Source organism: Antarctobacter heliothermus (assembly GCF_002237555.1).
Taxonomy (GTDB): domain Bacteria; phylum Pseudomonadota; class Alphaproteobacteria; order Rhodobacterales; family Rhodobacteraceae; genus Antarctobacter; species Antarctobacter heliothermus_B.
This window is the reverse complement of the sequence record NZ_CP022540.1, coordinates 649714-672439: the sequence shown is the minus strand read 5'-3', so window position 1 is coordinate 672439 and position 22726 is coordinate 649714. Positions and strand designations below refer to the sequence as shown.

At 60.7% G+C, this 22726-nt stretch carries 33 protein-coding genes; 28 read left to right on the top strand and 5 right to left on the bottom strand.

The features are described from left to right. Window positions 1–6 precede the first annotated feature (6 nt). From ANTHELSMS3_RS03295 to rplP, 6 genes are all read left to right on the top strand, one after another. The gene (locus ANTHELSMS3_RS03295; RefSeq protein WP_157733383.1) at window positions 7–738 is read left to right on the top strand and encodes a hypothetical protein; all 732 of its coding nucleotides are present in this window, start codon (window positions 7–9) and stop codon (window positions 736–738) included. A gap of 294 nt (window positions 739–1032) precedes the next feature. Next, window positions 1033–1875 carry a 50S ribosomal protein L2 gene (rplB, locus tag ANTHELSMS3_RS03290; RefSeq protein WP_089280179.1) on the top strand — a complete coding sequence of 281 codons (843 nt, stop codon included), beginning with the start codon at window positions 1033–1035 and terminating at the stop codon, window positions 1873–1875. A 3-nt stretch (window positions 1876–1878) separates the two neighbouring features. Continuing rightward, entirely contained in the window at window positions 1879–2157 is a 279-nt protein-coding gene (gene rpsS, locus ANTHELSMS3_RS03285; protein WP_089280180.1) for a 30S ribosomal protein S19, read from the top strand. A gap of 3 nt (window positions 2158–2160) precedes the next feature. Then, window positions 2161–2541 (top strand): 50S ribosomal protein L22, encoded by a 381-nt coding sequence (rplV, locus tag ANTHELSMS3_RS03280; protein WP_089280181.1) that lies wholly within the window; start codon window positions 2161–2163, stop codon window positions 2539–2541. Continuing rightward, window positions 2541–3275, top strand: coding sequence for a 30S ribosomal protein S3 (rpsC, locus tag ANTHELSMS3_RS03275; RefSeq protein WP_094033626.1), 735 nt, complete (start codon window positions 2541–2543; stop codon window positions 3273–3275). The genes rplV and rpsC overlap by 1 nt, the downstream gene beginning before the upstream one ends. Window positions 3276–3277: 2 nt before the next feature. Further along, window positions 3278–3691: a 50S ribosomal protein L16 gene (rplP, locus tag ANTHELSMS3_RS03270; RefSeq protein WP_094033625.1), complete on the top strand. Its 414-nt coding sequence runs from the start codon at window positions 3278–3280 to the stop codon at window positions 3689–3691. Window positions 3692–3777: 86 nt separating this feature from the next. Here rplP and ANTHELSMS3_RS03265 read toward each other — a convergent pair whose 3' ends face one another. Both ANTHELSMS3_RS03265 and ANTHELSMS3_RS03260 read right to left on the bottom strand, forming a co-directional pair. Next, window positions 3778–4248 carry a hypothetical protein gene (locus tag ANTHELSMS3_RS03265; protein WP_094033624.1) on the bottom strand — a complete coding sequence of 157 codons (471 nt, stop codon included), beginning with the start codon at window positions 4246–4248 and terminating at the stop codon, window positions 3778–3780. 156 nt (window positions 4249–4404) lie between these two features. Further along, on the bottom strand, window positions 4405–5145 hold the full coding sequence (locus ANTHELSMS3_RS03260; protein ID WP_094033623.1) for a hypothetical protein: 741 nt from the start codon (window positions 5143–5145) through the stop codon (window positions 4405–4407). A 91-nt stretch (window positions 5146–5236) separates the two neighbouring features. Here ANTHELSMS3_RS03260 and ANTHELSMS3_RS03255 point away from each other — a divergent pair, with 91 nt between their 5' ends. Then, window positions 5237–5854, top strand: a complete 618-nt coding sequence (locus tag ANTHELSMS3_RS03255) for a 2OG-Fe(II) oxygenase family protein (RefSeq protein ID WP_094033622.1) — start codon at window positions 5237–5239, stop codon at window positions 5852–5854. A 50-nt stretch (window positions 5855–5904) separates the two neighbouring features. On the opposite strand, the gene ANTHELSMS3_RS03250 is transcribed toward ANTHELSMS3_RS03255, so the two are convergent. Then, complete coding sequence (locus tag ANTHELSMS3_RS03250; protein WP_094033621.1) at window positions 5905–7500, bottom strand: PAS domain-containing hybrid sensor histidine kinase/response regulator; 1596 nt, start codon at window positions 7498–7500, stop codon at window positions 5905–5907. Window positions 7501–7802: 302 nt separating this feature from the next. On the opposite strand from ANTHELSMS3_RS03250, the gene rpmC reads away from it, so the two are divergent. The 11 genes from rpmC to rpmD all read left to right on the top strand — a co-directional run bounded on the left by rpmC (window position 7803) and on the right by rpmD (window position 12275). Beyond that, a complete protein-coding gene (rpmC, locus tag ANTHELSMS3_RS03245) occupies window positions 7803–8015 on the top strand; it encodes a 50S ribosomal protein L29 (protein WP_094033620.1) in 213 nt (70 codons plus the stop codon). A gap of 3 nt (window positions 8016–8018) precedes the next feature. Continuing rightward, on the top strand, window positions 8019–8327 hold the full coding sequence (gene rpsQ, locus ANTHELSMS3_RS03240) for a 30S ribosomal protein S17 (RefSeq protein WP_094033619.1): 309 nt from the start codon (window positions 8019–8021) through the stop codon (window positions 8325–8327). A gap of 95 nt (window positions 8328–8422) precedes the next feature. After that, window positions 8423–8791 (top strand): 50S ribosomal protein L14, encoded by a 369-nt coding sequence (rplN, locus tag ANTHELSMS3_RS03235; protein ID WP_089280190.1) that lies wholly within the window; start codon window positions 8423–8425, stop codon window positions 8789–8791. 1 nt (window position 8792) lies between these two features. Then, entirely contained in the window at window positions 8793–9104 is a 312-nt protein-coding gene (gene rplX / locus ANTHELSMS3_RS03230; protein WP_094033618.1) for a 50S ribosomal protein L24, read from the top strand. Beyond that, window positions 9097–9678, top strand: coding sequence for a 50S ribosomal protein L5 (gene rplE, locus ANTHELSMS3_RS03225; RefSeq protein ID WP_094033617.1), 582 nt, complete (start codon window positions 9097–9099; stop codon window positions 9676–9678). Before rplX ends, rplE begins: the two co-directional genes overlap by 8 nt. Window positions 9679–9690: 12 nt before the next feature. After that, window positions 9691–9996 (top strand): 30S ribosomal protein S14, encoded by a 306-nt coding sequence (gene rpsN, locus ANTHELSMS3_RS03220; protein WP_089280193.1) that lies wholly within the window; start codon window positions 9691–9693, stop codon window positions 9994–9996. Between the two features lie 14 nt (window positions 9997–10010). Further along, window positions 10011–10403: a 30S ribosomal protein S8 gene (rpsH, locus tag ANTHELSMS3_RS03215; RefSeq protein ID WP_094033616.1), complete on the top strand. Its 393-nt coding sequence runs from the start codon at window positions 10011–10013 to the stop codon at window positions 10401–10403. A 12-nt stretch (window positions 10404–10415) separates the two neighbouring features. After that, entirely contained in the window at window positions 10416–10949 is a 534-nt protein-coding gene (gene rplF / locus ANTHELSMS3_RS03210) for a 50S ribosomal protein L6 (RefSeq protein WP_094033615.1), read from the top strand. 11 nt (window positions 10950–10960) lie between these two features. Then, the gene (rplR, locus tag ANTHELSMS3_RS03205) at window positions 10961–11320 is read left to right on the top strand and encodes a 50S ribosomal protein L18 (protein ID WP_094033614.1); all 360 of its coding nucleotides are present in this window, start codon (window positions 10961–10963) and stop codon (window positions 11318–11320) included. Between the two features lie 181 nt (window positions 11321–11501). Further along, window positions 11502–12083: a 30S ribosomal protein S5 gene (gene rpsE, locus ANTHELSMS3_RS03200; RefSeq protein WP_094033613.1), complete on the top strand. Its 582-nt coding sequence runs from the start codon at window positions 11502–11504 to the stop codon at window positions 12081–12083. 3 nt (window positions 12084–12086) lie between these two features. Beyond that, window positions 12087–12275: a 50S ribosomal protein L30 gene (gene rpmD / locus ANTHELSMS3_RS03195; protein ID WP_094033612.1), complete on the top strand. Its 189-nt coding sequence runs from the start codon at window positions 12087–12089 to the stop codon at window positions 12273–12275. Between the two features lie 122 nt (window positions 12276–12397). Here rpmD and ANTHELSMS3_RS03190 read toward each other — a convergent pair whose 3' ends face one another. Further along, the gene (locus ANTHELSMS3_RS03190) at window positions 12398–13645 is read right to left on the bottom strand and encodes a DEAD/DEAH box helicase (RefSeq protein WP_094036900.1); all 1248 of its coding nucleotides are present in this window, start codon (window positions 13643–13645) and stop codon (window positions 12398–12400) included. Window positions 13646–13979: 334 nt separating this feature from the next. Between ANTHELSMS3_RS03190 and ANTHELSMS3_RS03185 the strand changes: the two genes are divergently transcribed. The 10 genes from ANTHELSMS3_RS03185 to rplQ all read left to right on the top strand — a co-directional run bounded on the left by ANTHELSMS3_RS03185 (window position 13980) and on the right by rplQ (window position 21998). Beyond that, entirely contained in the window at window positions 13980–14765 is a 786-nt protein-coding gene (locus tag ANTHELSMS3_RS03185; protein WP_094033611.1) for an MBL fold metallo-hydrolase, read from the top strand. Between the two features lie 66 nt (window positions 14766–14831). Next, window positions 14832–16040 carry a cytochrome P450 gene (locus ANTHELSMS3_RS03180; protein WP_094033610.1) on the top strand — a complete coding sequence of 403 codons (1209 nt, stop codon included), beginning with the start codon at window positions 14832–14834 and terminating at the stop codon, window positions 16038–16040. A gap of 9 nt (window positions 16041–16049) precedes the next feature. Continuing rightward, a complete protein-coding gene (locus ANTHELSMS3_RS03175) occupies window positions 16050–16502 on the top strand; it encodes a hypothetical protein (protein WP_094033609.1) in 453 nt (150 codons plus the stop codon). A gap of 121 nt (window positions 16503–16623) precedes the next feature. Continuing rightward, a complete protein-coding gene (gene rplO, locus ANTHELSMS3_RS03170) occupies window positions 16624–17094 on the top strand; it encodes a 50S ribosomal protein L15 (protein WP_094033608.1) in 471 nt (156 codons plus the stop codon). Window positions 17095–17230: 136 nt separating this feature from the next. Next, window positions 17231–18598: a preprotein translocase subunit SecY gene (secY, locus tag ANTHELSMS3_RS03165; protein WP_094033607.1), complete on the top strand. Its 1368-nt coding sequence runs from the start codon at window positions 17231–17233 to the stop codon at window positions 18596–18598. Continuing rightward, window positions 18595–19242 (top strand): adenylate kinase, encoded by a 648-nt coding sequence (locus tag ANTHELSMS3_RS03160; RefSeq protein ID WP_094033606.1) that lies wholly within the window; start codon window positions 18595–18597, stop codon window positions 19240–19242. The genes secY and ANTHELSMS3_RS03160 overlap by 4 nt, the downstream gene beginning before the upstream one ends. Window positions 19243–19501: 259 nt before the next feature. Then, window positions 19502–19870 carry a 30S ribosomal protein S13 gene (gene rpsM / locus ANTHELSMS3_RS03155; protein WP_094033605.1) on the top strand — a complete coding sequence of 123 codons (369 nt, stop codon included), beginning with the start codon at window positions 19502–19504 and terminating at the stop codon, window positions 19868–19870. A 15-nt stretch (window positions 19871–19885) separates the two neighbouring features. Beyond that, entirely contained in the window at window positions 19886–20281 is a 396-nt protein-coding gene (rpsK, locus tag ANTHELSMS3_RS03150) for a 30S ribosomal protein S11 (RefSeq protein WP_089279501.1), read from the top strand. A 119-nt stretch (window positions 20282–20400) separates the two neighbouring features. Then, window positions 20401–21417, top strand: coding sequence for a DNA-directed RNA polymerase subunit alpha (locus ANTHELSMS3_RS03145; RefSeq protein ID WP_089279500.1), 1017 nt, complete (start codon window positions 20401–20403; stop codon window positions 21415–21417). Window positions 21418–21587: 170 nt separating this feature from the next. After that, the gene (rplQ, locus tag ANTHELSMS3_RS03140) at window positions 21588–21998 is read left to right on the top strand and encodes a 50S ribosomal protein L17 (RefSeq protein WP_089279499.1); all 411 of its coding nucleotides are present in this window, start codon (window positions 21588–21590) and stop codon (window positions 21996–21998) included. A gap of 102 nt (window positions 21999–22100) precedes the next feature. Here the strand turns inward: rplQ and ANTHELSMS3_RS03135 are convergent, their stop codons facing one another. Then, a complete protein-coding gene (locus ANTHELSMS3_RS03135) occupies window positions 22101–22724 on the bottom strand; it encodes an FMN-binding negative transcriptional regulator (protein ID WP_094033604.1) in 624 nt (207 codons plus the stop codon). Window positions 22725–22726 lie beyond the last annotated feature (2 nt).

The following is a 22726-nucleotide window of genomic DNA, read 5'->3' as shown; positions in this document are numbered from 1 at the left end:
ACAAGTTTGCGTTTGAATTCTGAACAGCTTTGGTTCGATGTGATAGAGGCCTCGCACCATGAGCTTTTTGACTTGGACTACCTATTTCAACAAGGCCAGAAGTTCGGCGCGATTTCAGCCTGTGATGATCCATCCGCCGAGGATGGGTGGGAAAGAATTGACGAGTCAGTCTGTCGATTTGAACAGGCCTCCGCGCTTCCTGAGGTGTGCTGGGGCTTTGATCTTCCGTTGTTGTTCACACCACCCAAATGGAACCAGCGCGTTGTTGCCTTGGTCTTTCAAGATCCCAAGCGAGTACCGAAGGCGGACGCGCTGGAGTTCTCTATTGCAACACCTTGGGGTTTTTCCAGCCGCCGAAGCAGGAACAAGGGCATCGCCCGGAAGGTCTGGCCGTGCGTCGAGGGGCTGTGTTCGGATGGCTATGGCGTCTACTTAACGGACGCGTGGAAATTGTTTTTCGCTCAGGGAAGCGAAAAGAAAACAAAGGCGACTCAGAGAATGGAGGGCCGCGTATTTGCATTGGAAATGGAAGCTCTTGCGCCTGATCTAGTCTGTACCTTCGGACGCGCCGCAGAAGCGGGATTGAAGCCAGTGAAATTGGACTCCGATCCCTTGAATTTGCCCCATCCCAACGCTCGCGGAAACTTTTTGCGGGACTTCTACGGAACTTCAACTGGTGCCTATAATGAAATTGGTACAGCAACCCTGTCCAAGATCAGGATGGCTTTGCCAACTTAGTTTTAGTGAGGCGTGTTCTGGAAACTGGTGCGCATGGAAATAGGCCGGACAGACGAGACTTGACCCCACCCCCATCCTCCCCTAACAGACACCATCCGCAGCAGCCCCGGATTCGTCCGGGGCTTTGCTATTGTCTGCGGAGACACAGATTCGGGCACCTGCGGACTTCGGTCGAGGGGCCTATACCACCGGGCACCTGCGGACATCTGTCGAGGGGCCTTACCAGTGGCGGGCCAAACCCCGCCCTACATAAGCCCCGGCAACGGGGCTGCTAGCTAACGGAAGACAGAAAGCATGGCACTCAAGTCGTACAAACCTACGACGCCGGGCCAGCGCGGGCTGGTGCTGATCGACCGTTCGGAGCTGTACAAAGGACGTCCCGTCAAGGCCCTCACCGAGGGTCTGACGAAAAAGGGCGGCCGGAACAACACCGGACGTATCACGGCACGCCGCCGCGGTGGCGGGGCGAAACGCCTCTACCGGATCGTCGACTTCAAGCGGAACAAATTCGATGTCAACGGCATCGTGGTTCGCATCGAATACGACCCCAACCGTACCGCCTTTATCGCACTCGTCCAGTATGACGACGGCGAGCAGGCCTATATCCTTGCGCCCCAGCGCCTTGGCATTGGCGACAAGATCGTCTCTTCCAAGAAGGCAGACATCAAGCCCGGCAACTGTATGCCGTTCTCGGGTATGCCGATCGGTACCATCGTTCACAACATCGAGCTGAAGCCCGGCAAGGGCGGTCAGATCGCACGCGCCGCTGGCACCTATGCCCAGTTCGTCGGCCGTGACGGTGGCTATGCCCAGATCCGCCTGTCGTCGGGCGAACTGCGCCTTGTGCGTCAGGAATGTCTGGCAACCGTGGGTGCCGTGTCGAACCCCGACAACAGCAACCAGAACCTCGGCAAAGCCGGCCGTGTTCGCCACATGGGCAAGCGCCCCTCCGTTCGCGGTGTCGTCATGAACCCGATCGACCACCCGCACGGTGGTGGTGAAGGCCGTACCTCTGGGGGTCGCCATCCGGTGACACCGTGGGGCAAGCCGACCAAGGGCAAGCGCACCCGCAACACCAACAAGGCGTCGCAGAAGCTGATCATCCGCTCGCGTCACGCCAAGAAGAAGGGGCGGTAATATATGTCGCGTTCCGTCTGGAAAGGTCCGTTCGTCGATTCCTATGTCTTGAAAAAGGCAGAGAAGTCGCGCGAGTCGGGCAAGAACGAAGTTATCAAGATCTGGTCGCGCCGCTCGACGATCCTGCCCCAATTCGTGGGTCTGACGTTTGGTGTCTACAACGGCCACAAGCACATCCCGGTCAACGTGTCGGAAGACATGATTGGTCAGAAGTTTGGCGAATACGCACCGACCCGTACCTATTACGGTCACGCCGCCGACAAAAAAGCGAAGAGGAAGTAAGCCATGGGCAAGGATAAGAATCCCCGCCGCGTGGCGGACAACGAAGCGATGGCAAAGCTGCGCATGCTGCGTACCTCGCCGCAAAAGCTGAACCTCGTCGCGCAATTGATCCGTGGCAAGAAGGTGGACAAGGCCCTGACGGACCTGACCTTCTCGAAAAAGCGGATCGCCGGTGACGTGAAGAAATGCCTGCAATCGGCCATCGCCAACGCCGAGAACAACCACGGTCTGGACGTCGACGAACTGGTCGTCGCCGAGGCCTATGTGGGCAAGAACCTGGTCATGAAGCGGGGCCGCCCCCGGGCGCGTGGTCGTTTCGGCCGGATCAACAAGCCGTTCTCGGAGCTCACCATCAAGGTGCGCCAGGTTGAGGAGCAAGCCTAATGGGTAATAAAACAAACCCGATCGGTATGCGTCTGCAGGTCAACCGCACCTGGGACAGCCGCTGGTACGCCGACACCAAAGACTATGGGGATCTGTTGCTCGAGGATCTGAAGATCCGCGACTTCATCTTCAAAGAGTATCGTGACCCGCCGAAGCAGGCCGGAATCAGCCGTGTGATCATCGAACGTCCGCACAAGAAGTGCCGCGTCACGGTGCACACTGCACGTCCGGGCGTGATCATCGGCAAGAAGGGCGCGGACATCGAGGTGCTTCGCAAGAAGCTGGCATCGATGACCGACTCGGAACTGCACCTCAACATCGTCGAGGTTCGCAAGCCCGAGCTTGACGCACAGCTGGTTGGCGAGTCGATCGCTCAACAGCTGGAGCGTCGTGTGTCCTTCCGCCGCGCGATGAAGCGTGCGGTTCAGAACGCCATGCGTATGGGCGCCCTGGGTATCCGGGTGAACGTTGCTGGTCGTCTGGGCGGCGCGGAAATCGCACGGACCGAATGGTACCGCGAAGGCCGCGTGCCGCTGCACACGCTGCGCGCCGACATCGATTATGCCAACGTTGAGGCGACCACCGCCTACGGCATCATCGGTATCAAGGTCTGGATCTTCAAAGGCGAGATCATGGAACATGATCCGCAGGCGCGTGAGCGCAAGAACCAGGAACTCCAGGACGGTCCGGCCCCTCGCGGTGCTGGTGGCGGCCGCCGGGATGATCGGAGGTAACCATGCTTCAGCCAAAGCGTACTAAATTCCGCAAGGTACAGAAGGGCCGGATCAAAGGTCTGGCCAAGGGCGGATCCGATCTGAACTTCGGCACCTATGGCCTGAAAGCCCTGGAGCCCGAGCGCGTGACCGCGCGTCAGATCGAAGCCGCACGTCGTGCCATGACGCGTCACATGAAGCGTCAGGGCCGCGTTTGGATCCGTATCTTCCCGGACACTCCCGTGACTGCCAAGCCCATCGAAGTTCGTATGGGTAAAGGTAAGGGTTCGGTCGATCGCTGGACCTGCAAGGTCAAGCCCGGCCGCGTGATGTTCGAGATCGACGGTGTCGGTGAGGACGTCGCCCGCGAGGCGCTGCGTCTGGCCGCGATGAAGCTGCCGATCAAGACCCGCGTCGTCGTTCGCGAAGACTGGTAAGCGACGGCGGGGGTGACCCCGCTGTTTGAAAGAAAGAAACCCCCGGTGCAGCGATGCGCCGGGGGTTTTTCGTTGTCCTACCGTCGTCAGGCGGGATGCGCGGCGGTGGGATGGCGCGTGTCCAGCCACTTCCAGACCAGCCCGATGATCAGGGTCATGCCGACGTGGCCGATGAACGAGGATTGGGTATAGGCGCCAAAACCCATCATAAAGCTGCGGCCCATCAGCGGGGCCAGCAGCCCTTGTGCCACAAACCACAGGGTCAACCCGGCAAGGGCGCCAGCGACCACATGGCCCAGCCCGCCGACGCGGCGCACCAGCCAAACCATGGCGGCAAATCCCAGCGACCCGATCAGAGCGTGAATGGCAAAGGCGGCCCCATAGGGCAGGGTCAGACCTGTCGCGGCTTTGGTCAGCCCGACGACAAGGTTTGCCGGTTGGAGCGAGGGGCCGAACAGGGCAGGGGAGAGTGCCCAGGCATAGGCCTCGAAAGCAAGCTCTCCGGTGATACCGGCGATGGCCAGATGTTTGAGGGTGCTGGTCTGTGTGGTGGTCATAAGGGTTCCGTTCGATGGTGTTCAGACAAGCATCGACTGATGCCCCCTTAAGAGGGGCATGATCCTTTCGGGTTCAATTGCAGGTAACGGGTATCGACGGGATCGTTATCCGGGGTGAGTGGGGGGCGTCGGAACGTGCGACACGCGGACCTTGCCCTAGCCCGGAAAGATCTGCGCCATCGCGCTGTCAAAGCGGGCCCATGTCATCGTCGCCTTGTTGCCGGCGTAGCCCTCATAATAGGACTCGCCAGAGGGCAGTGGCAGTCCGGCCCAGATCTTGGCCAGTCGGTACATAAAGCTGCGCCGGGTGATTTCACCGCGCTGAAAGGCCAGCATCCCGGCCTCTGCCAGCAGTTCATCCGCCAGCCGGTCCTGAAGTCTGGCGTCAAAGCGCACGCCGGGATGAACCCCGACCTTGTCCACCAACCGCCGCAGAGTGTCGGGGATGAATTGATAACGTCCAATGGCGTGGGGCTGTCCCGGCGTGGCGTCGATCCAGTCATAGACCTGTTGCACGGTCAAATCAGTGGGGCGCCTGGGCGGTTTGACCCGCGCGCCGTGGATCACCGCATCATAGCTGTCGGCGCCGGATTCCGCCTCTGCGATCAGGCTGCGCAACTGGGCGGCGGAACCGCTGCCCGATAGGGGGCCGGTGGCGGCCCGAACAGGGGGCGGCGGGCTGCTGCGGTCGGGCAGGGGGGCAAAAAGCCCCTCTGTACCCTTGCCGACAAACAGGCTGGCCGCGCGGGCGTGCCCGGACAGGGCGGTTGCGCGGGCCGGAATCAGGGGCGCACGGGCGGCGCTGTCGCCATGGGGAAACAGCGAGGCCGATTGCGCAGCGGCCAGGCCGGGCAGGGCCAGCAGCGCCAGCAGGATCAGGCAGTGGATCGGGAACATTCTGTTCCTCCCTCTGGAATGGCCGCGACACTGCCACCCAGAGGTTGAGATTCCATTTCCCCCGCCCCGGCCTTTGGGCTAAAGCGCGGCCATGACCCAGATCCGCTCGCTATTCGCAACCCGCCTGTATCACGCCAAGCTGTCAGAGCTTGGCACCGTCGACACCGATGAATTGGACGCGTCGTGCTATTCCATCGCCGAGGACGACGAGGCGGGGCAGGACTGGTGTGAGGAGCAGGGCTATCCCGGCTATACCTCTTACGCCTCCTTGACGGATCTGCCTTGGCGGTTCCCGGTCTTTGCGGAATTGGTCAAGGTGCTCGACAAACACGTTGCGGCCTTTGCCAAGGATCTGGAGTTCGATCTGGGCGACAAGGCGTTGGTGCTGGAAGATATCTGGATCAATATCCTGCCCGAAGGCGGCACACATTCGAGCCACATCCACCCGCATTCCGTGATCTCGGGGACGACCTATGTCGCGATGCCCGAAGGCGCGTCGGCGCTAAAGCTGGAAGACCCGCGGCTGGCCATGATGATGGCGGCCCCGACCCGGCGCAAGGATTGCCACGAAGAGTTGCGCCCCTTTGTCTACATCGCGCCCGAGGTGGGTGATGTGCTGCTGTGGGAAAGCTGGCTGCGCCATGAGGTGCCGATGAACATGGCAGAAGAAAACCGCATCTCTGTGAGCTTTAACTACAAGTGGGAATGACCCGCGTCCCGCCGCAAATGGCGGGGCGGTTGCCCGGCGGGACCACCGGATCAGGTGGGATCTGATCGTGGCGGATGCGCCGTTTCCAGCAATCCTGCGATCCGCGCCCGCAGTTCCTGGGCTAAGACCGGTTTGGCCAGCACGAGGTCGATGACCGCCCGGTCTGTGTCGCTGTCGAGGTGCGCCATGCCGGTCAGCAAGATCACCGGCGTCGCGGGATTTCGGGCCTTGACCAAGGCGGCAATATCGACGCCGTTCAGGTCACCAGGAAAGTAGTTGTCCAAAAGCGCGATGTCGAAACGGTGCGACTTGACCGCCGCCACCGCCTCTTGCCCGGTGCTGGTGGCGGTCACGGTAAAGCCCCACCGCGTCAGATTGTGTTGCAGGACTGTACGGATGCCGTCCTCATCCTCCAGCAACAGGACATGCTGCTTGTCAAAGGTGGCCGGTTTGTCCTGCGTCGCCGCGGTCCCCTGCGCCGGGGCGTTTTGGTGAAGCGGAAAGAACAGCCGCACACAGGTTCCCGAGCCGGGCTGGGATGTGATGACGATCTCTCCGCCCAGTTGGCGCATGAACCCGGCGGCCATGGACAGGCCAAGCCCCGACCCGTTAGAGCGCGATTTGGTGGTGAAAAAGGGTTCGGTGACACGGGCAAGGTTCTGCGGCGAGATGCCTGCCCCGTCATCCTCAATCGTGAGACAGGCATAGGTTCCCGGCGCGGGCAGCCCGGTGTCGGCATGATCGCCAAGCCTTTGTGTGTCGCAGGTGACGCGAATGGACCCGCCGTCGCGAATGGCGTCGCGCGCATTGATCAGGATGTTGAGGATCACCGACTGGAGGTTGTCCCGGTCGGCGTATATCGGCAAGGCGTCGGTGCTGGCCTCCATCTGGATGACGGGCTTTTTAAGCGAGGTGCGTTCGAACATCGCCACCGCCTGCGCCGTCTCCTTGGCAAGGCCAAGCAGGACGGGGCGAATTGTGGCCCGTTGCGCAAAGTTCAGCAGGCTTTGGGTGAGCGTGCCGCCGCGTCGTGCCGCCGAGATGATTTCGGACAACAACTGATTGGGTCCGGTGTCATGCTGCACGTCCTGCAGCAGTTCGGCATTGCCCATGACCACGGCAAGGATGTTGTTGACGTCATGAGCGACACCGGCGGTCAGTTCCCCCAGTGCCGCCAGTCGGTTGGCCTGGGCCTTGCGTTCTTCGGCGCGACGGGTGTCAGAGACGTCCAGGCTGCTGCCCAGTCCGCGCACAACCTTACCTGAAGAGTCGTAGTCGGGGGCGACGGTTTCACGGATGTAGCCCATGCTCCGGTCGATCCGGTAAAAGCGGTACTCCATCTCGATGGTTTCGCCCTTGATCAACCGCTGATAGGCCTCGCGCAGGAGGTTGCGGTCCTCTGGGTGAATCATCTCCATCGGCCCCTTCAGACCCGAGACGGAGTCGATGAATTCATCCGGCGTCTGACCGAATATGGCGGCGTGCCGAACGGAGCAGACCTCGACAATGGACTGCTCGACATTGAAGACGAAATAGCCCAGCTGCGCGATGCGGGCCGCCTGTTCCAGCATGAGTTCATGGGAGTGCGTGCCAGCGCCGATCCGACTGTAGAGCGCATCGTCCTCAGACGGTAGCTGATTGGCCATGGTCGGTTCCCTGTTGAAGCACGCGAACAGTATATTGGGCCGCCAATGACCACATCAACCGTACAGAATCGTTTGGCGTGGATCGGGTGGCGACCAGCGCGCAGATACCTTGTGACAGGCGATTTGCGCGATGGAAACGCTGCAATTCGGCGGGACAGGGCGGTGTATGGAGAAAAGGCTTGCACCTGTGCAGATTCGAGACTAAGGCAACCGCTCATCCACGGACTCCACCGGATACAGGGTGACCTTGCGGCCAAGGCAGGCAGGGGCTCTCCGGTGATGTTGTAGAAAAGGAGAGGCGCATGAACGCCCACGAACTCCGTGACAAGACCCCGGACGAACTCCGGGACACGCTTGTCCAATTGAAGAAGGAGGCCTTCAACCTCCGTTTCCAGTCGGCCACCGGCCAAATGGAAAACACTTCGCGTATTCGTCAGGTTCGGCGCGACGTTGCCCGGATCATGACCATTCTCAACGAAAAAGCCGCTGCTGCGGCGTCGACAGCGGAGGCTTAACAGATGCCCAAGCGTATCCTTACCGGCACCGTCACGTCGACCGCCAACAAGCAGACTGTGACCGTCCAGATCGTGCGTCGCTTTAAGCACCCGGTTCTGCAAAAGACGATCAAGAAGTCCAAAAAGTACCGCGCCCACGACGAGCACGAGCAGTTCAACGTTGGCGATAGTGTCATGATCCGCGAATGCGCACCCAAGTCCAAGACCAAGCGCTGGGAAATCATGACCGAAGAAATGATTGCCGAGCATGAGAAGCAGCGCGCCGAAGTCGCCGCCGCCAATCTGAAGGCAGAAGCCGAAGCAGCCCACTAGGGGCGACCCGGGGCCGTTCACGCGGCCCCGGTGACATTCGAAACCCCCGGGCCAATGTTCTCTGCAGAGCGGTTCGGGACGTCGGGAGATAACTTATGATCCAGATGCAGACCAATCTGGATGTTGCTGACAATTCCGGGGCTCGGAAAGTTCAGTGCATCAAGGTTCTGGGCGGTTCACACCGCCGCTATGCCTCTGTCGGCGACATCATCGTGGTGTCGGTGAAAGAGGCCATTCCGCGTGGTCGCGTGAAAAAGGGTGACGTCCGCAAGGCCGTCGTCGTGCGCACCGCCAAGGAAGTTCGCCGTGAAGACGGCACAACCATCCGTTTCGACCGCAACGCCGCCGTGATCCTCGGCAACAATGGCGAGCCGGTCGGCACCCGTATCTTCGGGCCGGTTGTGCGTGAACTGCGCGCCAAGAACTTTATGAAGATCATCTCGCTCGCCCCGGAGGTGCTGTAAGATGGCTGCTAAGCTCAAAAAGGGTGACACTGTCATCGTGCTGACTGGCAAGGACAAGGGCAAGACCGGCGAGATCGTCTCTGTCGACCCCAAAGCCGGCAAGGCCGTGGTTGATGGCGTCAACACCGCCATCCGCCATACCCGCCAGACCCAGAACAGCCAAGGCGGCCGCGTGCCCAAGGCCCTGCCGCTGGACCTGAGCAACCTTGCGTTCGTCGACGCCAACGGCAAGGCGACCCGCGTCGGCTTTCGTATGGAAGGTGACAAGAAGGTCCGCTTTGCCAAGACCACGGGGGATGTGATCGATGCTTGATATGGATAACTACGCCCCGCGCCTGAAGGTCCAGTACAAGGACACCATCAAGGCGGCGATGAAAGAAGAGTTCGGTTACACCAACGACATGCAGATCCCGTCGTTGCAGAAAATCGTTCTGAACATCGGCTGCGGCACAGAGGCCGTTCGCGATTCCAAGAAGGCTAAGAACGCCGTCGAGGAACTGTCGAAGATCGCTGGCCAGCAGGCCGTCGGCACAGTCGCCAAACAGTCCAACGCGGCGTTTCGCCTGCGTGAAGGCATGATCATCGGCGCGAAGGTGACCCTTCGTGACGTGCGCATGTACGAATTTCTGGACCGTCTGGTGACCATCGCGATGCCGCGCATCCGTGACTTTCGCGGTGTGAAAGCGTCGTTTGACGGACGCGGCAACTTTGCCACCGGTCTGAAAGAACACATCGTATTCCCGGAAATCGACTTTGATAAAGTCGACGAAGTCTGGGGCATGGATGTGGTCATCACGACCAACGCCATTCCCTATGGCGAGCACAGTGCCGATGCACAGGCGAAAGCCTTGCTGACCCATTTCAACATGCCGTTCACCAAGGCGTAAGAGGAGCAAGACATGGCGAAAAAATCCATGATCGAGCGCGAGAAAAAGCGCGAGCGCCTGGTGGCCCGGTATGCCGCCAAGCGCGCTGAACTGAAAGAAATCGCAACCGACGAATCCAAGTCGATGGAAGAGCGTTTCAAGGCCCGGCTCAAGCTGGCCAAACTGCCGCGCAATTCCTCGCCCACACGGCTGCACAACCGCTGCCAGCTGACGGGTCGTCCGCACGCCTACTACCGCAAGCTTCGTATCAGCCGTATCGCCCTGCGCGAACTCGGTTCGAACGGCAAGCTGCCCGGCGTCGTGAAATCGAGCTGGTAAGGGAGGGTATATAGATGAACGATCCTATCGGCGATATGCTCACCCGTATCCGCAACTCGCAGATGCGCGGCAAGTCCACCGTCTCGACCCCCGCGTCCAAACTGCGTGCCTGGGTTCTCGATGTTCTTGCGGATGAAGGTTACATCCGTGGCTACGAGTCCGGCACCGACGTGAACGGTCACCCGACGCTGGAAATCAGCCTCAAATATTTCGATGGCACCCCTGTCATTCGCGAAGTCAAACGGGTCTCCAAGCCCGGTCGTCGCGTGTACATGAGTGTCGATGACATCCCGCAGGTCCGTCAGGGTCTGGGTGTGTCGATTGTCTCCACCTCCAAGGGTGTGATGTCGGACGCGAATGCACGCGCAGCCAATGTTGGCGGCGAAGTGCTTTGCACCGTATTCTAAGGAGGCCTACACATGTCTCGTATTGGCAAAAAGCCGGTTGACCTGCCCTCGGGCGTTTCGGCCAGCGTCTCGGGCCAGACCATCGAAGTGAAGGGGCCGAAAGGCACCCAGAGCTTTACGGCCACCGATGACGTCACGCTCATCGTCGACGACAGCGCAATCAAGGTCGAGCCTCGCGGCAAGTCCAAGCGCGCGCGTCAGCAGTGGGGGATGTCGCGGACTGTCGTGGCGAACCTCGTGCACGGCGTTCAGACCACCTTCAAGAAGGAACTGGAAATTCACGGTGTGGGTTACCGGGCACAGCTGCAGGGTAAGACCCTGAAACTGAACCTGGGCCTGTCGCACGACGTGGACTTCGAGATCCCTGACGGCATCACCGTTACCTGCCCCAAACCGACCGAGATCATCGTCGAAGGTCACGACGGGCAGCAGGTTGGCCAGGTCGCCGCGAACATTCGCGACTGGCGCCGGCCGGAGCCGTATAAGGGGAAGGGTATTCGCTATAAGGGCGAATTCATCTTCCGCAAAGAAGGCAAGAAGAAGTAAGGACGCGGAACATGGCAAACAGCAAACGTGTACTGTTCCAGAAGCGCCGACTGCGCGTCCGGAACAAACTTCGCAAGGTGAACGCTGGACGGGTCCGCCTGTCGGTTCATCGGTCGAACAAGAACATCTCGGTCCAGCTGATCGACGACGTGCAGGGCACAACCCTCGCCGCCGCCTCGACGCTGGAGCCGTCGCTGGGCGTTGTCGGCAAGAACAACGTCGAAGCAGCGGCCAAGGTGGGTACGGCAATCGCCGAACGCGCCAAGGCAGCCGGGATCGAAGAAGCCTATTTCGATCGTGGGGGGTTCCTCTTCCACGGCAAGGTGAAGGCCGTTGCCGACGCCGCGCGCGAAGCAGGCCTGAAGATTTGATGGCGGGCCGGGCTGATGCCCGGCCTCCCGTTTTTCTCGTCGCTTGCGGCGAGGTGTAGGGCGGGTTTTCAACCCGCCGTGCTTTGCAGACGGAAACGTCTCGATGATCGAGGGGCCGCATCCCGCTCACTGCGATTGAACCATTCGGTGCTCTTGGGCACCACGAGAAAAGGAATGCCTAATGGCAGAACGTGATAACAACCGTGGCGGTGGCCGCGGCCGCCGCGAAGAGCAGACGCCCGAATTTGCGGATCGTCTGGTCGCGATCAACCGTGTGTCCAAGACCGTCAAAGGTGGTAAGCGCTTTGGCTTTGCCGCACTTGTCGTCGTTGGCGACCAAAAGGGCCGCGTCGGCTTTGGCAAAGGTAAGGCCAAGGAGGTCCCCGAGGCCATCCGCAAGGCGACCGAGCAAGCCAAGCGCAAAATGATCCGCGTGCCGCTCAAAGAAGGCCGCACTCTGCACCACGACATCAAGGGCCGCGCTGGCGCTGGTAACGTGACGATGCGCACAGCTCCGCAAGGTACTGGTATCATCGCCGGTGGTCCGATGCGCGCCGTGTTCGAGATGCTGGGTGTTCAGGACGTGGTCGCCAAATCGACCGGGTCGCAAAACCCCTACGCAATGATCCACGCCACGCTCGACGGTCTGCGCAACCAGCAGTCGCCGCGCAATGTGGCACAGCGCCGTGGCAAGAAAGTCGCTGACATTCTGCCCAAGCGCGAAGAAGCTCCGGCTCCTGCCGCTGAGACTGAGGAGGCCTGATCCATGGCAAAGACCATTGTTGTCAAACAGGTGGGTTCGCCCATCCGCCGCCCCGCCATCCAGCGTCAGACGCTTGTGGGCCTGGGCCTGAACAAGATGCACCGGACCCGTGAACTGGAGGATACGCCCTCTGTTCGTGGCATGATCCGCAAGATCCCGCATCTGGTCGAGATCGTCGAAGAGCGCGACTGATAGTTCGCGCCACTTCGGCACCTGACATAGAAAAAGCCCCGCAGGAAACTGCGGGGCTTTTTTCATGCGAGATAATGTGCCGGAGGGGCTGGCTGGGCGCGGCGAACCGCGCCCGCCGTGTGTCAGGCCGCGCGACGACGACGCGGTGCGCGACCGCGCGACGGCTGACCGCCACCCGGTTTGCCGCTGTTGCCCTGCGGCCTGCGACCGCCGCGGCCCTTGGGTTTGGAGGCAGCGCCGCCCTCCCAAGGGGTGCCGCCGGCAACCTCAATATCGCGCCCCAGAACTTTTTGGATGGCTTTGAACTCGCCCATTTCGGCGGGCGCGCAATAGGCCACAGCGGAACCGTCACGTCCGGCGCGCGCGGTGCGACCGATGCGGTGGACATAGTTTTCCGCCACGTTGGGCAGGTCAAAGTTATAGACGTGGCGCACATCGGGGATGTCGAGACCACGGGCGGCCACATCCGTGGCTACAAGGATCATCGCCTCACCGCTGCGGAATGCTCGCATGGCGCGCTCACGCTGGCCTTGGCTCTTGTTGCCATGGACAGAGATCGCGGCAAAGCCTTCGGCGACCAGTGCCTTCATCAGGCGTTCGGCGCCGTGTTTGGTGCGCGAGAACACAACCGCCGCCTCGTCACGGTGCGCGCCGAGGTGCTGGCTGAGCAGGCGACCCTTGCCGGCCTGTTCGACGAAGAACACCGATTGCTCGATCTTGTCGGCAGGTTTGCCCGGAGGTGCGGTTTCGATCCGCACGGGGTTCGTCAGAAAGGCGGTCGACAGTTCGGCCATCTGCTTAGGCATCGTAGCCGAGAACAGCATGGTTTGGCGCTCTTTCGGCAGCAGGGCCGCGATCCGGCGCAGGGCGTGGATAAAGCCGAGGTCCAGCATCTGGTCCGCTTCGTCCAGCACAAGGAACTGTGTCTGGTCCAGCTTGACCGCGCCGCGGTCCAGAAGGTCAATCAGGCGTCCGGGGGTGGCAATCAGCAGGCCGGTGCCACGCGCCAGACGCTGGGCCTGCGCATTTAGCGACGCGCCGCCAACCACAAGGTTGACCCGCACCGAGGTGCCGTCTGCGTAGTCGCGCAGGTTGTCGTGGATCTGTTTGGCCAGTTCCCGCGTCGGTGCGAGCACAAGACCGCGGACTTGTTTGGCGTCGGGTTTGCCCTGCAAGCGCATCAGCTGCGACACCAGCGGCAGGCCAAAAGCGGCGGTCTTGCCAGTGCCGGTCTGGGCAAGGCCCATGACGTCGCGGCCATTCAGGGCCTCGGGGATAGCGCGCAGTTGAATCGGGGTCGGCTCTTTCAAGCCCAGAGCGTCAAGGTTGGCGCTCAGGCGGGCCGGGAGGCCCAGTTCGTCGAATGTCAAATCAATGTCCTTTGTCGCGCCGCCTTTCAAATGCGGCACAGAATGGGGTCTCGTCCAACAAGGACTAAGACACGCCGTGGCTCTCACTGACGCGCAAGGGGCCGAATGCCACCAGAGCCGTCAGGGGTGAGGCCCGCGCGTGAGGGGGACCCGATCGTTTTGGGAATGTTTCGCCGGGGACCACGTCCCACCGGCCCGTTCACGCGACGGGCAAGGCGATGACGTCTAAGTGGGCGTTGCGCATTGATCTGTCAAGGTCAAAGAGTGTTCCGGACAGGTTGCCACACCTCGCGCCAAGACTACGTTATAGAGGTGTAAACACGGAGCACATGCCATGACACTCAACCGACGTACCTTTTTGTCCACCGCTGCTGTCGCTGGCGGCATCACGATCCTGCCGTTCGCCGGCCGCGCTGGCGGGCATCTGCCCAATGAATTCAAGACCTCGCAGGGAACTGTATTGGTGCATCCGGTCCATCATGCGTCGATCGTGATGGAGACGCCGGTTGGCACGCTGTATGTCGATCCAGTCGGCGCGGCAGAGGATTATGCCGATTTCCCGGCCGCTGATCTGATCCTGATCACGCATGAGCACGGCGACCACTACAACGCCGACGTTCTGGCGGCGATCAAGGGAGAGAACACCCAGATGATCACCAACCCGGCGGTGTTCGACATGCTGTCGGATGAGCTGAAGGTGAACACCAGCGTCCTGTCCAACGGTGACACCGCGAGCCTGACCGGCCTGCAGGTGGATGCCATCCCCGCACACAACACAACCGAGGGCCGCGAAAAATATCACCCCGAAGGTCGTGACAACGGGTATGTCCTGTCGATGGACGATTTCCGCGTCTATATCTCGGGCGATACCGAGGACTTGCCGGAGATGCGCGCGCTGGAAGACATCGACGTTGCCTTTGTCTGCATGAACCTGCCGTTCACCATGACCGCCGAAGCCGCCGCCGACGCAGTGCGGGAGTTCAAGCCGACCTATGTCTATCCTTACCACTATCGCGGGGGCGACGGAGGCACGCAGGACCCGGCCGCCTTTGCAGAGATGGTTGGCGACGCGTCCACGGTGAAGATGGGCGATTGGTACAAACCCGGCGAACTTGGCTGACGCAGGGGCAACCTATCTCTTGCAGAAACCCTTTGCCTCCCGCAGTCTGACTGCGGGAGGCTTTTTATGGCGTTGGACATTGCGGGGTTCGATCTCAACACGATCGGACCTGATTTCATCGAGAACCCGCATCCGGTGTTGCACCGTCTGCGGTCTGAAAGCCCGATCCACCGCAATGCGGATGGATCTGTTTACCTGACGCGGCATGACGATTGTACGAAGGTCTATCAGAGCCTCGATATGCTGTCGGACAAGACAGAGGCCTTTGGTGAAAAGTTCGGACGCTGTCCACTGCACACCCATCACACGACCTCTCTGATCTTTAACGATCCGCCCTATCACACGGTGGTGCGCAAGCTGATTTCCGGCGCGTTCACACCCCGAAAGCTGGCCGAGTTCGAGCCGCTGATCGGCGGGATCGTCGACCGACTTCTGGACCGGGTCGAGGATCTGGGAGAGTTGGACCTGATCGAAGATTTTGCCAAGGAATTGCCGACCGAGATCATCAGTTTCATGCTGGGCATCCCGCCGGAGTATCGCGCGCGTCTGCGGGGGTATTCGCTGGCGATCTTGGGCGCGCTGGACCCGGTTGTGCCGGCTGATCGACTCGCAGCGGGGAACACCGCAGTCACAGAATTTGGCGAGATCCTAGGCGATCTGATCGACCACAGGCGCCGCAATCCGGACGGCGCGCATGAGGGAGAAGTGTTGGAGGCGCTGATTTTTGGCGAGCACGACGGGCGACGTCTGACGCAAGAGGAATTGATCCAGAACTGCATCTTTCTGCTGAACGCGGGCCACGAGACGACGACCAGCTTTGTCGGCAACTCTATTGGGCTGTTGCTGGATAGCCCCGACCAGCACCGTCTGTTGCTGGACGACCCGACGCTGATCGCTCCCGCGGTCGAAGAGTTCCTGCGGGTGGAGTCGCCCCTGCAGATCGGCAACCGTCTGGCGGGGGAGGACATCGCGCTGTCGGACGGCGTGCTGCCAAAGGGCACCTACATTCACACCTCCATCGCCGGGGCCAATCGCGACCCAAAAGTGTTTCCTGACCCGGACCGTGTCGACATCACCCGCAAGCCCAACCGTCACATTGCCTTTATCAGTGGCATCCACGTCTGCCTTGGTGCAAGTTTGGCGCGTGTGGAGGGACGGATTGCCTTGGGCCGGTTTGTGCAGCGATTTCCAAACATGACCTCGAACGGGCAACGCACGCGGGTGCCGCTGGCGCGGTTCCGGGGTTATGCGACGCTGCCGATCCGGTTAGGCTGAGGACAGCACATGCCCATCTCCTATTGCATCTCTCCCGATCTCGACCTGCTGTATGCGCGCTATTTCGGGCCGATGCGGGCGGCTCAGTTCGCTGACATCTATCAGGTTTATATGGACGACCCGGACTACCGGCTGGGACGGACGGAACTGATCGACATGTCGGATGCGACAGCGATGGAATTGAACTTTGAGCAGGTCAATACCATCCTGATGGGGGTCGGACGGGCGATTCCGAAAGACACCCCGCCGATCCGGACGGTCATTCTGGCCCCTAGCGACGTGGCCTTTGGTCTGGCACGGATGTACCAATCGCTTGCGGACTATAGCGGGTTGCTGGAGGTGTCGGTGCACCGCACCGAAGCAGGTGCGCTGTCCGAACTGGGGCTGTCGTTTCCCAGTGTCCGCACCATGCTGGCCGAGGGCGGATACAATGCCTTTCGGCACGGGCGTATCGACACTTGAAACGGTTGCGTGCTGGCGCTATACGCCCCCGGTGGTCCTATGGACCCGATTCACAGTATCAAGATAAGCCGTGGTTGACCCATTCCGCTTCGAGGGTCACATCCGGCAATGGAGAAGCGACATGAAATTGAATGAACTCCGGGACAATCCCGGCGCAACCAAGACCAAGAAACGCATCGGCCGTGGTGCCGGTTCGGGCAAGGGTAAAACCGGTGGTCGTGGTATCAAGGGTCAGAAATCGCGTTCGGGTGTGGCCATCAATGGCTACGAGGGCGGCCAGATGCCGCTGTACCAACGTCTGCCCAAGCGTGGCTTTAACAAGCCGAACCGCAAGGCATATGCTGTCGTCAACCTGGGCCTGATCCAGAAGTTTGTCGACGCAGGCAAGCTGGACGCCGCAACCATCACCGAAGACACGCTGGTCGAGTCCGGTCTGGTGCGCCGCAAGCTGGACGGGATTCGCGTTCTGGCCAAAGGCGACATCACCGGAGCCCTGACCATCGCAGTCACCGGCGCGTCCAAATCGGCGATTGAAGCAGTTGCAGGCAAGGGCGGTTCGCTGACCGTCGCCGCAGCGGCAGCCACGGAATAACGCATAGCGCCGCACCTGCGGCGCAATCGTGACTTGTGAGTGACGGCTCAGCCCCTTACATGTCGCTCAGTTTTCCAACGCACGCCGCCCGACGGAAGACCGTCCGGGCGGCGTTTTAGCGAAAAGAGAGATCCGCATGGTATCCGCAGCAGAGCAAATGGCCGCCAACACAAGCTGGGCGGCGCTTGGCAAAGCAACCGACCTGCGCAATCGCATCTTCTTCACCCTCGCTCTTTTGATCGTCTATCGCCTTGGCACCTATATTCCGGTGCCGGGGATCGATGGTGCGGCGCTGCGCGAGTTTGTGGATCAGGCGGGGCAGGGCGTGGCCGGCATGGTGTCAATGTTCACCGGCGGCGCGCTGGGACGCATGGGGATCTTTGCCTTGGGCATTATGCCCTACATTTCGGCCTCGATCATGGTGCAGCTTCTGACGGCCATGGTGCCGGCGCTGGAGCAGCTCAAGAAAGAGGGCGAACAGGGCCGCAAAAAGATCAACCAGTACACCCGGTTCGGCACAGTGGCGCTGGCGGTGATTCAGTCCTACGGTCTGGCCGTCAGCCTAGAGGCGGGCGACCTTGTGACCGATCCGGGCTGGTACTTCCGTGCATCCTGCATGATCACGCTGGTCGGCGGCACGATGTTCCTGATGTGGCTGGGTGAACAGATCACCGCGCGCGGCATCGGCAACGGTATCTCTTTGATCATCTTCGTCGGCATCATCGCCGAGGTTCCTGCAGCACTGGCGCAGTTCTTCTCGTCTGGTGTGTCCGGCGCGATCAGCCCGGCGCTGATCATCGGCGTCATGCTGATGGTGGTGGGGGTGATCACCTTTGTGGTCTTCATGGAAAGGGCCTTGCGAAAGGTAACCATCCAGTATCCGCGCCGTCAGGTCGGCATGAAGATGACAGAGGCACAGTCCAGCCACCTGCCGATCAAGGTCAACCCGGCGGGCGTGATCCCTGCGATCTTTGCCTCATCTCTGCTGCTGCTGCCGGTCACGATCTCGACCTTTTCGGGCGGGTCCGACACCAGCCCGATCATGTCGACGATCCTTGCCTACTTTGGCCCCGGACAGCCGCTATACCTGCTGTTCTTCGGCGCCATGATCGTCTTTTTCGCCTATTTCTACACGTTCAACGTGTCGTTTAAGCCCGATGATGTTGCAGACAACCTGAAGAACCAGAACGGCTTTGTTCCCGGTATCCGTCCGGGCAAGAAGACCGCGGAATACATGGAATATGTGGTAAACCGCGTTCTTGTTCTGGGTTCGGCTTATTTGACGGCGGTGTGTTTGCTGCCGGAAATCCTGCGCACTCAATACGCGATCCCGTTCTACTTTGGCGGAACCTCGGTTCTGATCGTGGTGAGCGTGACCATGGACACCATCCAGCAAGTCCAGAGCCACCTCTTGGCACATCAGTACGAAGGTCTTATTCAGAAATCGCAATTGCGCGGTAAGGGTAAGAGCCGCAAGAAACGGGGAGCGCCAGCGCGTCGATGAACATCATTCTATTGGGACCGCCGGGAGCGGGGAAGGGCACGCAAGCGCGTATTCTTGAGGAGACTCGCGGCTTGGTGCAATTGTCCACCGGGGACATGCTGCGCGAAGCCAAAGACAGCGGCACCGAAATGGGAAAGATCGTCGCCGACGTGATGGCCCGCGGTGAGTTGGTGACCGATGAGATCGTGATCGGTCTGATCCGTGAAAAGCTGCAAACGGTAAAGGCGCCCGGTTTTATCTTTGACGGCTTCCCGCGCACGTTGGCCCAGGCGGATGCCTTGGGTGAATTGTTGGCCGAAATGGGCCAGACGCTGGACAAGGTAATCGAACTGCGCGTCGACGATGAGGCGCTGGTGGCGCGGATCACGGCGCGTTCAACCTGCGCCAATTGTGGTGAGGTCTACAACGACAACACCAAACCGATCCCGGCGGATGGTGTTTGCACCTCTTGCGGTGAAAAGGCCGAGTTCAAGCGCCGCGCCGACGACAACGAAGACAGCCTGCGCACCCGTCTGATGGCCTATTACAAGCAGACGTCTCCGCTGGTTGGCTACTACTATGCCAAGGGCATGCACACCGAAACCGACGGTATGGGCGAGATTGCGGAAATCCAGTCCGCCATCGCCGCACAGCTGGACGGCTGAACGGATCTGACCTCGCCTGCGCTTGTCGTCTGGCGAGGTTCGGAACGCTGTTCGCAAAATGTGCTTGACAGGGGGTTGACCTTCTGCGCTCCGGCCAATAGTTAGCCCCATCCCGCAAGGGAGACCATGCCCGAATCGAACTATTATGGTTCGGGTCAATCACCTGAGTAATGACAGACGCCCGGTTGCCAACAGGCCCGGGCTTCCGTTGTGAAAAAAGGGCCTGGAGCTACGGGCTCGCAACGAAAGGAATACAGACTTGGCACGTATTGCCGGCGTCAACATCCCGACCCACAAGCGCGTCCCGATCGCGTTGACATACATCCACGGTATCGGCCCCGCCGCTGCCAAGGAAATCTGCACCGCCACCAACATCGACGTGTCCCGCCGTGTAAACGAGCTGTCGGACGCCGAAGTGTTGGCCGTGCGTGAGTTCATCGACGCGAACCTGACCGTCGAAGGCGACCTGCGCCGCGAAGTGCAGATGAACGTTAAGCGCCTGATGGACCTTGGCTGTTATCGCGGTCTGCGCCATCGCCGCAACCTCCCCGTGCGCGGTCAGCGTACGCACACCAACGCTCGCACGCGCAAAGGCCCCGCGAAGGCCATTGCCGGCAAGAAGAAGTAAGGGAGACACACGGATATGGCACGTGATACGCGCCGCGCAGGCGGCAAGAAAAAGGTCTCCAAGAACATCGCAGCTGGCGTTGCGCATGTGAACTCGACCTTCAACAACACCAAGATCCTGATCTCGGACGTGCAGGGCAATGCGATCGCATGGTCGTCGGCTGGCACCATGGGGTTCAAAGGCTCGCGGAAATCGACACCTTACGCTGCACAGTTGGCCGCCGAAGACGCGGGCAAGAAGGCGCAGGAACATGGTGTGAAGACCCTCGAAGTCGAAGTTCAGGGCCCCGGTTCGGGCCGTGAATCGGCTCTGCGCGCTTTGGCCGCCGTGGGTTTTAACATCACCTCGATCCGCGACGTGACGCCGATTGCGCACAATGGCTGCCGTCCGCCGAAGCGCCGCCGGGTCTGATCCTTGGGATTTGAATTTCGCGGGGCCGGGCATAATGCCCGGCCTCGTGCCGTCGTTTTGAAACCTCGGGCGTCAGCACCTACCGGACATGGGGCGCTGACAGGTATGGAGGGAACTGCATGATCCACAAGAACTGGGCAGAACTGATCAAGCCGACGCAGCTCGAGATCAAACCGGGCGCCGATCCGTCGCGTCAGGCGACGGTCGTGGCTGAGCCGCTTGAGCGTGGCTTTGGCTTGACGCTGGGCAACGCCCTGCGCCGTGTGCTGCTGTCGAGCCTTCAGGGCGCGGCCATCACAAGCGTGCAGATCGATAACGTGCTGCACGAATTCTCCAGCGTTGCGGGTGTCCGCGAGGACGTCACCGACATCATCCTGAACCTCAAGGGTGTGTCACTACGCATGGAAGTCGAAGGGCCCAAGCGCCTGTCCGTGACCGGCAAGGGTCCGGGCGTCGTGACCGCCGGTGACATCGCAGAGACCAACGGCATAGAGGTGCTCAACCGCGAGCATGTCATCTGCCACGTCGATGAAGGTGCCGAAGTGTACATGGAGTTCACCGTGAACACCGGCAAAGGCTATGTCGCCGCCGACAAGAACAAGCCCGAGGATGCACCCATCGGCCTGATCCCGATCGACGCGATCTATTCGCCGGTCAAAAAGGTCGCCTATGACGTGCAGCCGACCCGTGAGGGTCAGGTGCTGGACTATGACAAGCTGACCATGAAGATCGAAACCGATGGCTCGATCACACCTGAGGACGCCGTGGCCTTTGCCGCGCGTATCCTGCAGGATCAGCTGTCGATCTTCGTCAACTTCGAAGAGCCTGAGTCGGCCAACCGTCAGGACGAAGACGATGGTCTGGAGTTCAATCCGCTTCTGCTCAAGAAAGTGGACGAGTTGGAACTGTCGGTCCGGTCTGCGAACTGCCTGAAGAACGACAATATCGTTTATATTGGCGATCTGATCCAGAAGACCGAAGCAGAGATGCTGCGCACGCCGAACTTTGGCCGCAAGTCCTTGAACGAGATCAAGGAAGTGCTGTCGGGCATGGGTCTTCACCTTGGCATGGACGTCGAGGATTGGCCGCCGGACAACATCGAAGATCTGGCCAAGAAGCTGGAAGACTCGTTCTAATCGGGATGCCGGGCTGAAGCCCGGCTTACATCCCCAACAAGATGCGGTAGGCCGGGCTTCAGCCCGGCACATCGCCAACCCGGGCCTTGTGCCCCAAGGAGAGCCGCTGACACGCATCGGCGGCCAGACAAAGCAAAAACGCCCGTAGAGGGCACATTTGGAGTTAGACAATGCGTCACGCAAAAGGATACCGCCGCCTCAACCGCACCCATGAGCACCGTAAGGCGCTGTGGGCGAACATGGCCGGCTCGCTCATCGAACATGAGCAGATCAAAACCACGCTGCCGAAAGCCAAGGAACTCAAGCGCGTCATCGACAAGCTGATTACTTTGGGCAAGCGCGGCGACCTGCACGCGCGCCGTCAGGCCGCAGCTCAGTTGAAAGAAGACAAGGACGTCGCCAAGCTGTTCGAGATCCTCGGCCCGCGTTATGCCGAGCGTTCGGGCGGTTACTGCCGCGTTCTGAAGGCCGGTTTCCGCTATGGTGACATGGCGCCGATGGCGATCATCGAACTGGTCGACCGCGATGTCGACGCCAAGGGGGCTGCCGACAAGGCACGCGTTGCGGAAGCCGCTGAATAAGCGCTTTGGCACATTGAATGCGAAGGCCCTGCTGGTAGACAGCGGGGCCTTTTTTTGTTTGTGGCGTTTGTTTCTTAGAAGAGCGCGGGCATTAAGGCGCTGTCACTCCGCGTCGGGCGGATGTCGCATAAGCCGAGCGAGGTGTCCAAGCTCACTCCCAAGCCCGGTTTCGACCATATCAGCGGCGGCTTGGCGCGCAGTGTCATCCTTGTTCTGACCCAGCTTGTAGGTGCTCTGCACCTCTGCAATCTCAAGCCGGAAGGGCAGGATCATCCGCAGGAATTTGGCCATGGTCTCTGCGCTCATCTTGTCCATGGTCCAGGGGGCTTTGCCCGGCAAACGCGCCTCGTAGGCGGCGGACTGGCGGGCGAGCAGGTCTGGGAGATCGTCAACGGGCAGGGGCCGTAGCATGCCGACAAGGTGGACGGCGACGTAGTTCCAAGTCGGCACCTGATCGTCGATCCCGTACCAGTCCGGAGAGATGTAGGCATCCGGCCCGGTGACGGCGAGTGTGACAGGCGTGGCATTGCCGCAAACGCGCGCGATGGGGTTCGACCGCACCAGATGCAGATCTGCGGTTGTGCCATCCTCGGCCAGTAGAAAGGGCACATGGGAGATCAGCGGCGCGCCCTGTGTTGAAACGGCTAGGGTTCCAAAGGTGCGGTCGCGCGCAAAGGAAAGGGCCACCCCCTTATCGGTCCGGCGAAAGGTCTGGTTGGGGTGCATCT

Excerpts from the sequence above, each read along its gene's own strand:
- rplQ (WP_089279499.1), top strand. The coding sequence starts at position 21,588 with ATGCGTCACGCAAAAGGATACCGCCGCCTCAACCGCACCCATGAGCAC.
- rpsN (WP_089280193.1), top strand. The coding sequence starts at position 9,691 with ATGGCGAAAAAATCCATGATCGAGCGCGAGAAAAAGCGCGAGCGCCTG.
- rplE (WP_094033617.1), top strand. The coding sequence starts at position 9,097 with ATGCTTGATATGGATAACTACGCCCCGCGCCTGAAGGTCCAGTACAAG.
- rplF (WP_094033615.1), top strand. The coding sequence starts at position 10,416 with ATGTCTCGTATTGGCAAAAAGCCGGTTGACCTGCCCTCGGGCGTTTCG.
- ANTHELSMS3_RS03135 (WP_094033604.1), bottom strand. The coding sequence starts at position 22,724 with ATGCACCCCAACCAGACCTTTCGCCGGACCGATAAGGGGGTGGCCCTT.
- rpsQ (WP_094033619.1), top strand. The coding sequence starts at position 8,019 with ATGCCCAAGCGTATCCTTACCGGCACCGTCACGTCGACCGCCAACAAG.
- ANTHELSMS3_RS03265 (WP_094033624.1), bottom strand. The coding sequence starts at position 4,248 with ATGACCACCACACAGACCAGCACCCTCAAACATCTGGCCATCGCCGGT.
- rplB (WP_089280179.1), top strand. The coding sequence starts at position 1,033 with ATGGCACTCAAGTCGTACAAACCTACGACGCCGGGCCAGCGCGGGCTG.
- rpsS (WP_089280180.1), top strand. The coding sequence starts at position 1,879 with ATGTCGCGTTCCGTCTGGAAAGGTCCGTTCGTCGATTCCTATGTCTTG.
- rplP (WP_094033625.1), top strand. The coding sequence starts at position 3,278 with ATGCTTCAGCCAAAGCGTACTAAATTCCGCAAGGTACAGAAGGGCCGG.
- rpsK (WP_089279501.1), top strand. The coding sequence starts at position 19,886 with ATGGCACGTGATACGCGCCGCGCAGGCGGCAAGAAAAAGGTCTCCAAG.
- ANTHELSMS3_RS03160 (WP_094033606.1), top strand. The coding sequence starts at position 18,595 with ATGAACATCATTCTATTGGGACCGCCGGGAGCGGGGAAGGGCACGCAA.
- rpmD (WP_094033612.1), top strand. The coding sequence starts at position 12,087 with ATGGCAAAGACCATTGTTGTCAAACAGGTGGGTTCGCCCATCCGCCGC.
- secY (WP_094033607.1), top strand. The coding sequence starts at position 17,231 with ATGGTATCCGCAGCAGAGCAAATGGCCGCCAACACAAGCTGGGCGGCG.
- ANTHELSMS3_RS03145 (WP_089279500.1), top strand. The coding sequence starts at position 20,401 with ATGATCCACAAGAACTGGGCAGAACTGATCAAGCCGACGCAGCTCGAG.
- ANTHELSMS3_RS03175 (WP_094033609.1), top strand. The coding sequence starts at position 16,050 with ATGCCCATCTCCTATTGCATCTCTCCCGATCTCGACCTGCTGTATGCG.
- rplO (WP_094033608.1), top strand. The coding sequence starts at position 16,624 with ATGAAATTGAATGAACTCCGGGACAATCCCGGCGCAACCAAGACCAAG.
- rpsC (WP_094033626.1), top strand. The coding sequence starts at position 2,541 with ATGGGTAATAAAACAAACCCGATCGGTATGCGTCTGCAGGTCAACCGC.
- rpmC (WP_094033620.1), top strand. The coding sequence starts at position 7,803 with ATGAACGCCCACGAACTCCGTGACAAGACCCCGGACGAACTCCGGGAC.
- ANTHELSMS3_RS03180 (WP_094033610.1), top strand. The coding sequence starts at position 14,832 with ATGGCGTTGGACATTGCGGGGTTCGATCTCAACACGATCGGACCTGAT.
- rpsH (WP_094033616.1), top strand. The coding sequence starts at position 10,011 with ATGAACGATCCTATCGGCGATATGCTCACCCGTATCCGCAACTCGCAG.
- ANTHELSMS3_RS03260 (WP_094033623.1), bottom strand. The coding sequence starts at position 5,145 with ATGTTCCCGATCCACTGCCTGATCCTGCTGGCGCTGCTGGCCCTGCCC.
- ANTHELSMS3_RS03250 (WP_094033621.1), bottom strand. The coding sequence starts at position 7,500 with ATGGCCAATCAGCTACCGTCTGAGGACGATGCGCTCTACAGTCGGATC.
- rplN (WP_089280190.1), top strand. The coding sequence starts at position 8,423 with ATGATCCAGATGCAGACCAATCTGGATGTTGCTGACAATTCCGGGGCT.
- ANTHELSMS3_RS03185 (WP_094033611.1), top strand. The coding sequence starts at position 13,980 with ATGACACTCAACCGACGTACCTTTTTGTCCACCGCTGCTGTCGCTGGC.
- rplR (WP_094033614.1), top strand. The coding sequence starts at position 10,961 with ATGGCAAACAGCAAACGTGTACTGTTCCAGAAGCGCCGACTGCGCGTC.
- rpsE (WP_094033613.1), top strand. The coding sequence starts at position 11,502 with ATGGCAGAACGTGATAACAACCGTGGCGGTGGCCGCGGCCGCCGCGAA.
- rplV (WP_089280181.1), top strand. The coding sequence starts at position 2,161 with ATGGGCAAGGATAAGAATCCCCGCCGCGTGGCGGACAACGAAGCGATG.
- rplX (WP_094033618.1), top strand. The coding sequence starts at position 8,793 with ATGGCTGCTAAGCTCAAAAAGGGTGACACTGTCATCGTGCTGACTGGC.
- ANTHELSMS3_RS03255 (WP_094033622.1), top strand. The coding sequence starts at position 5,237 with ATGACCCAGATCCGCTCGCTATTCGCAACCCGCCTGTATCACGCCAAG.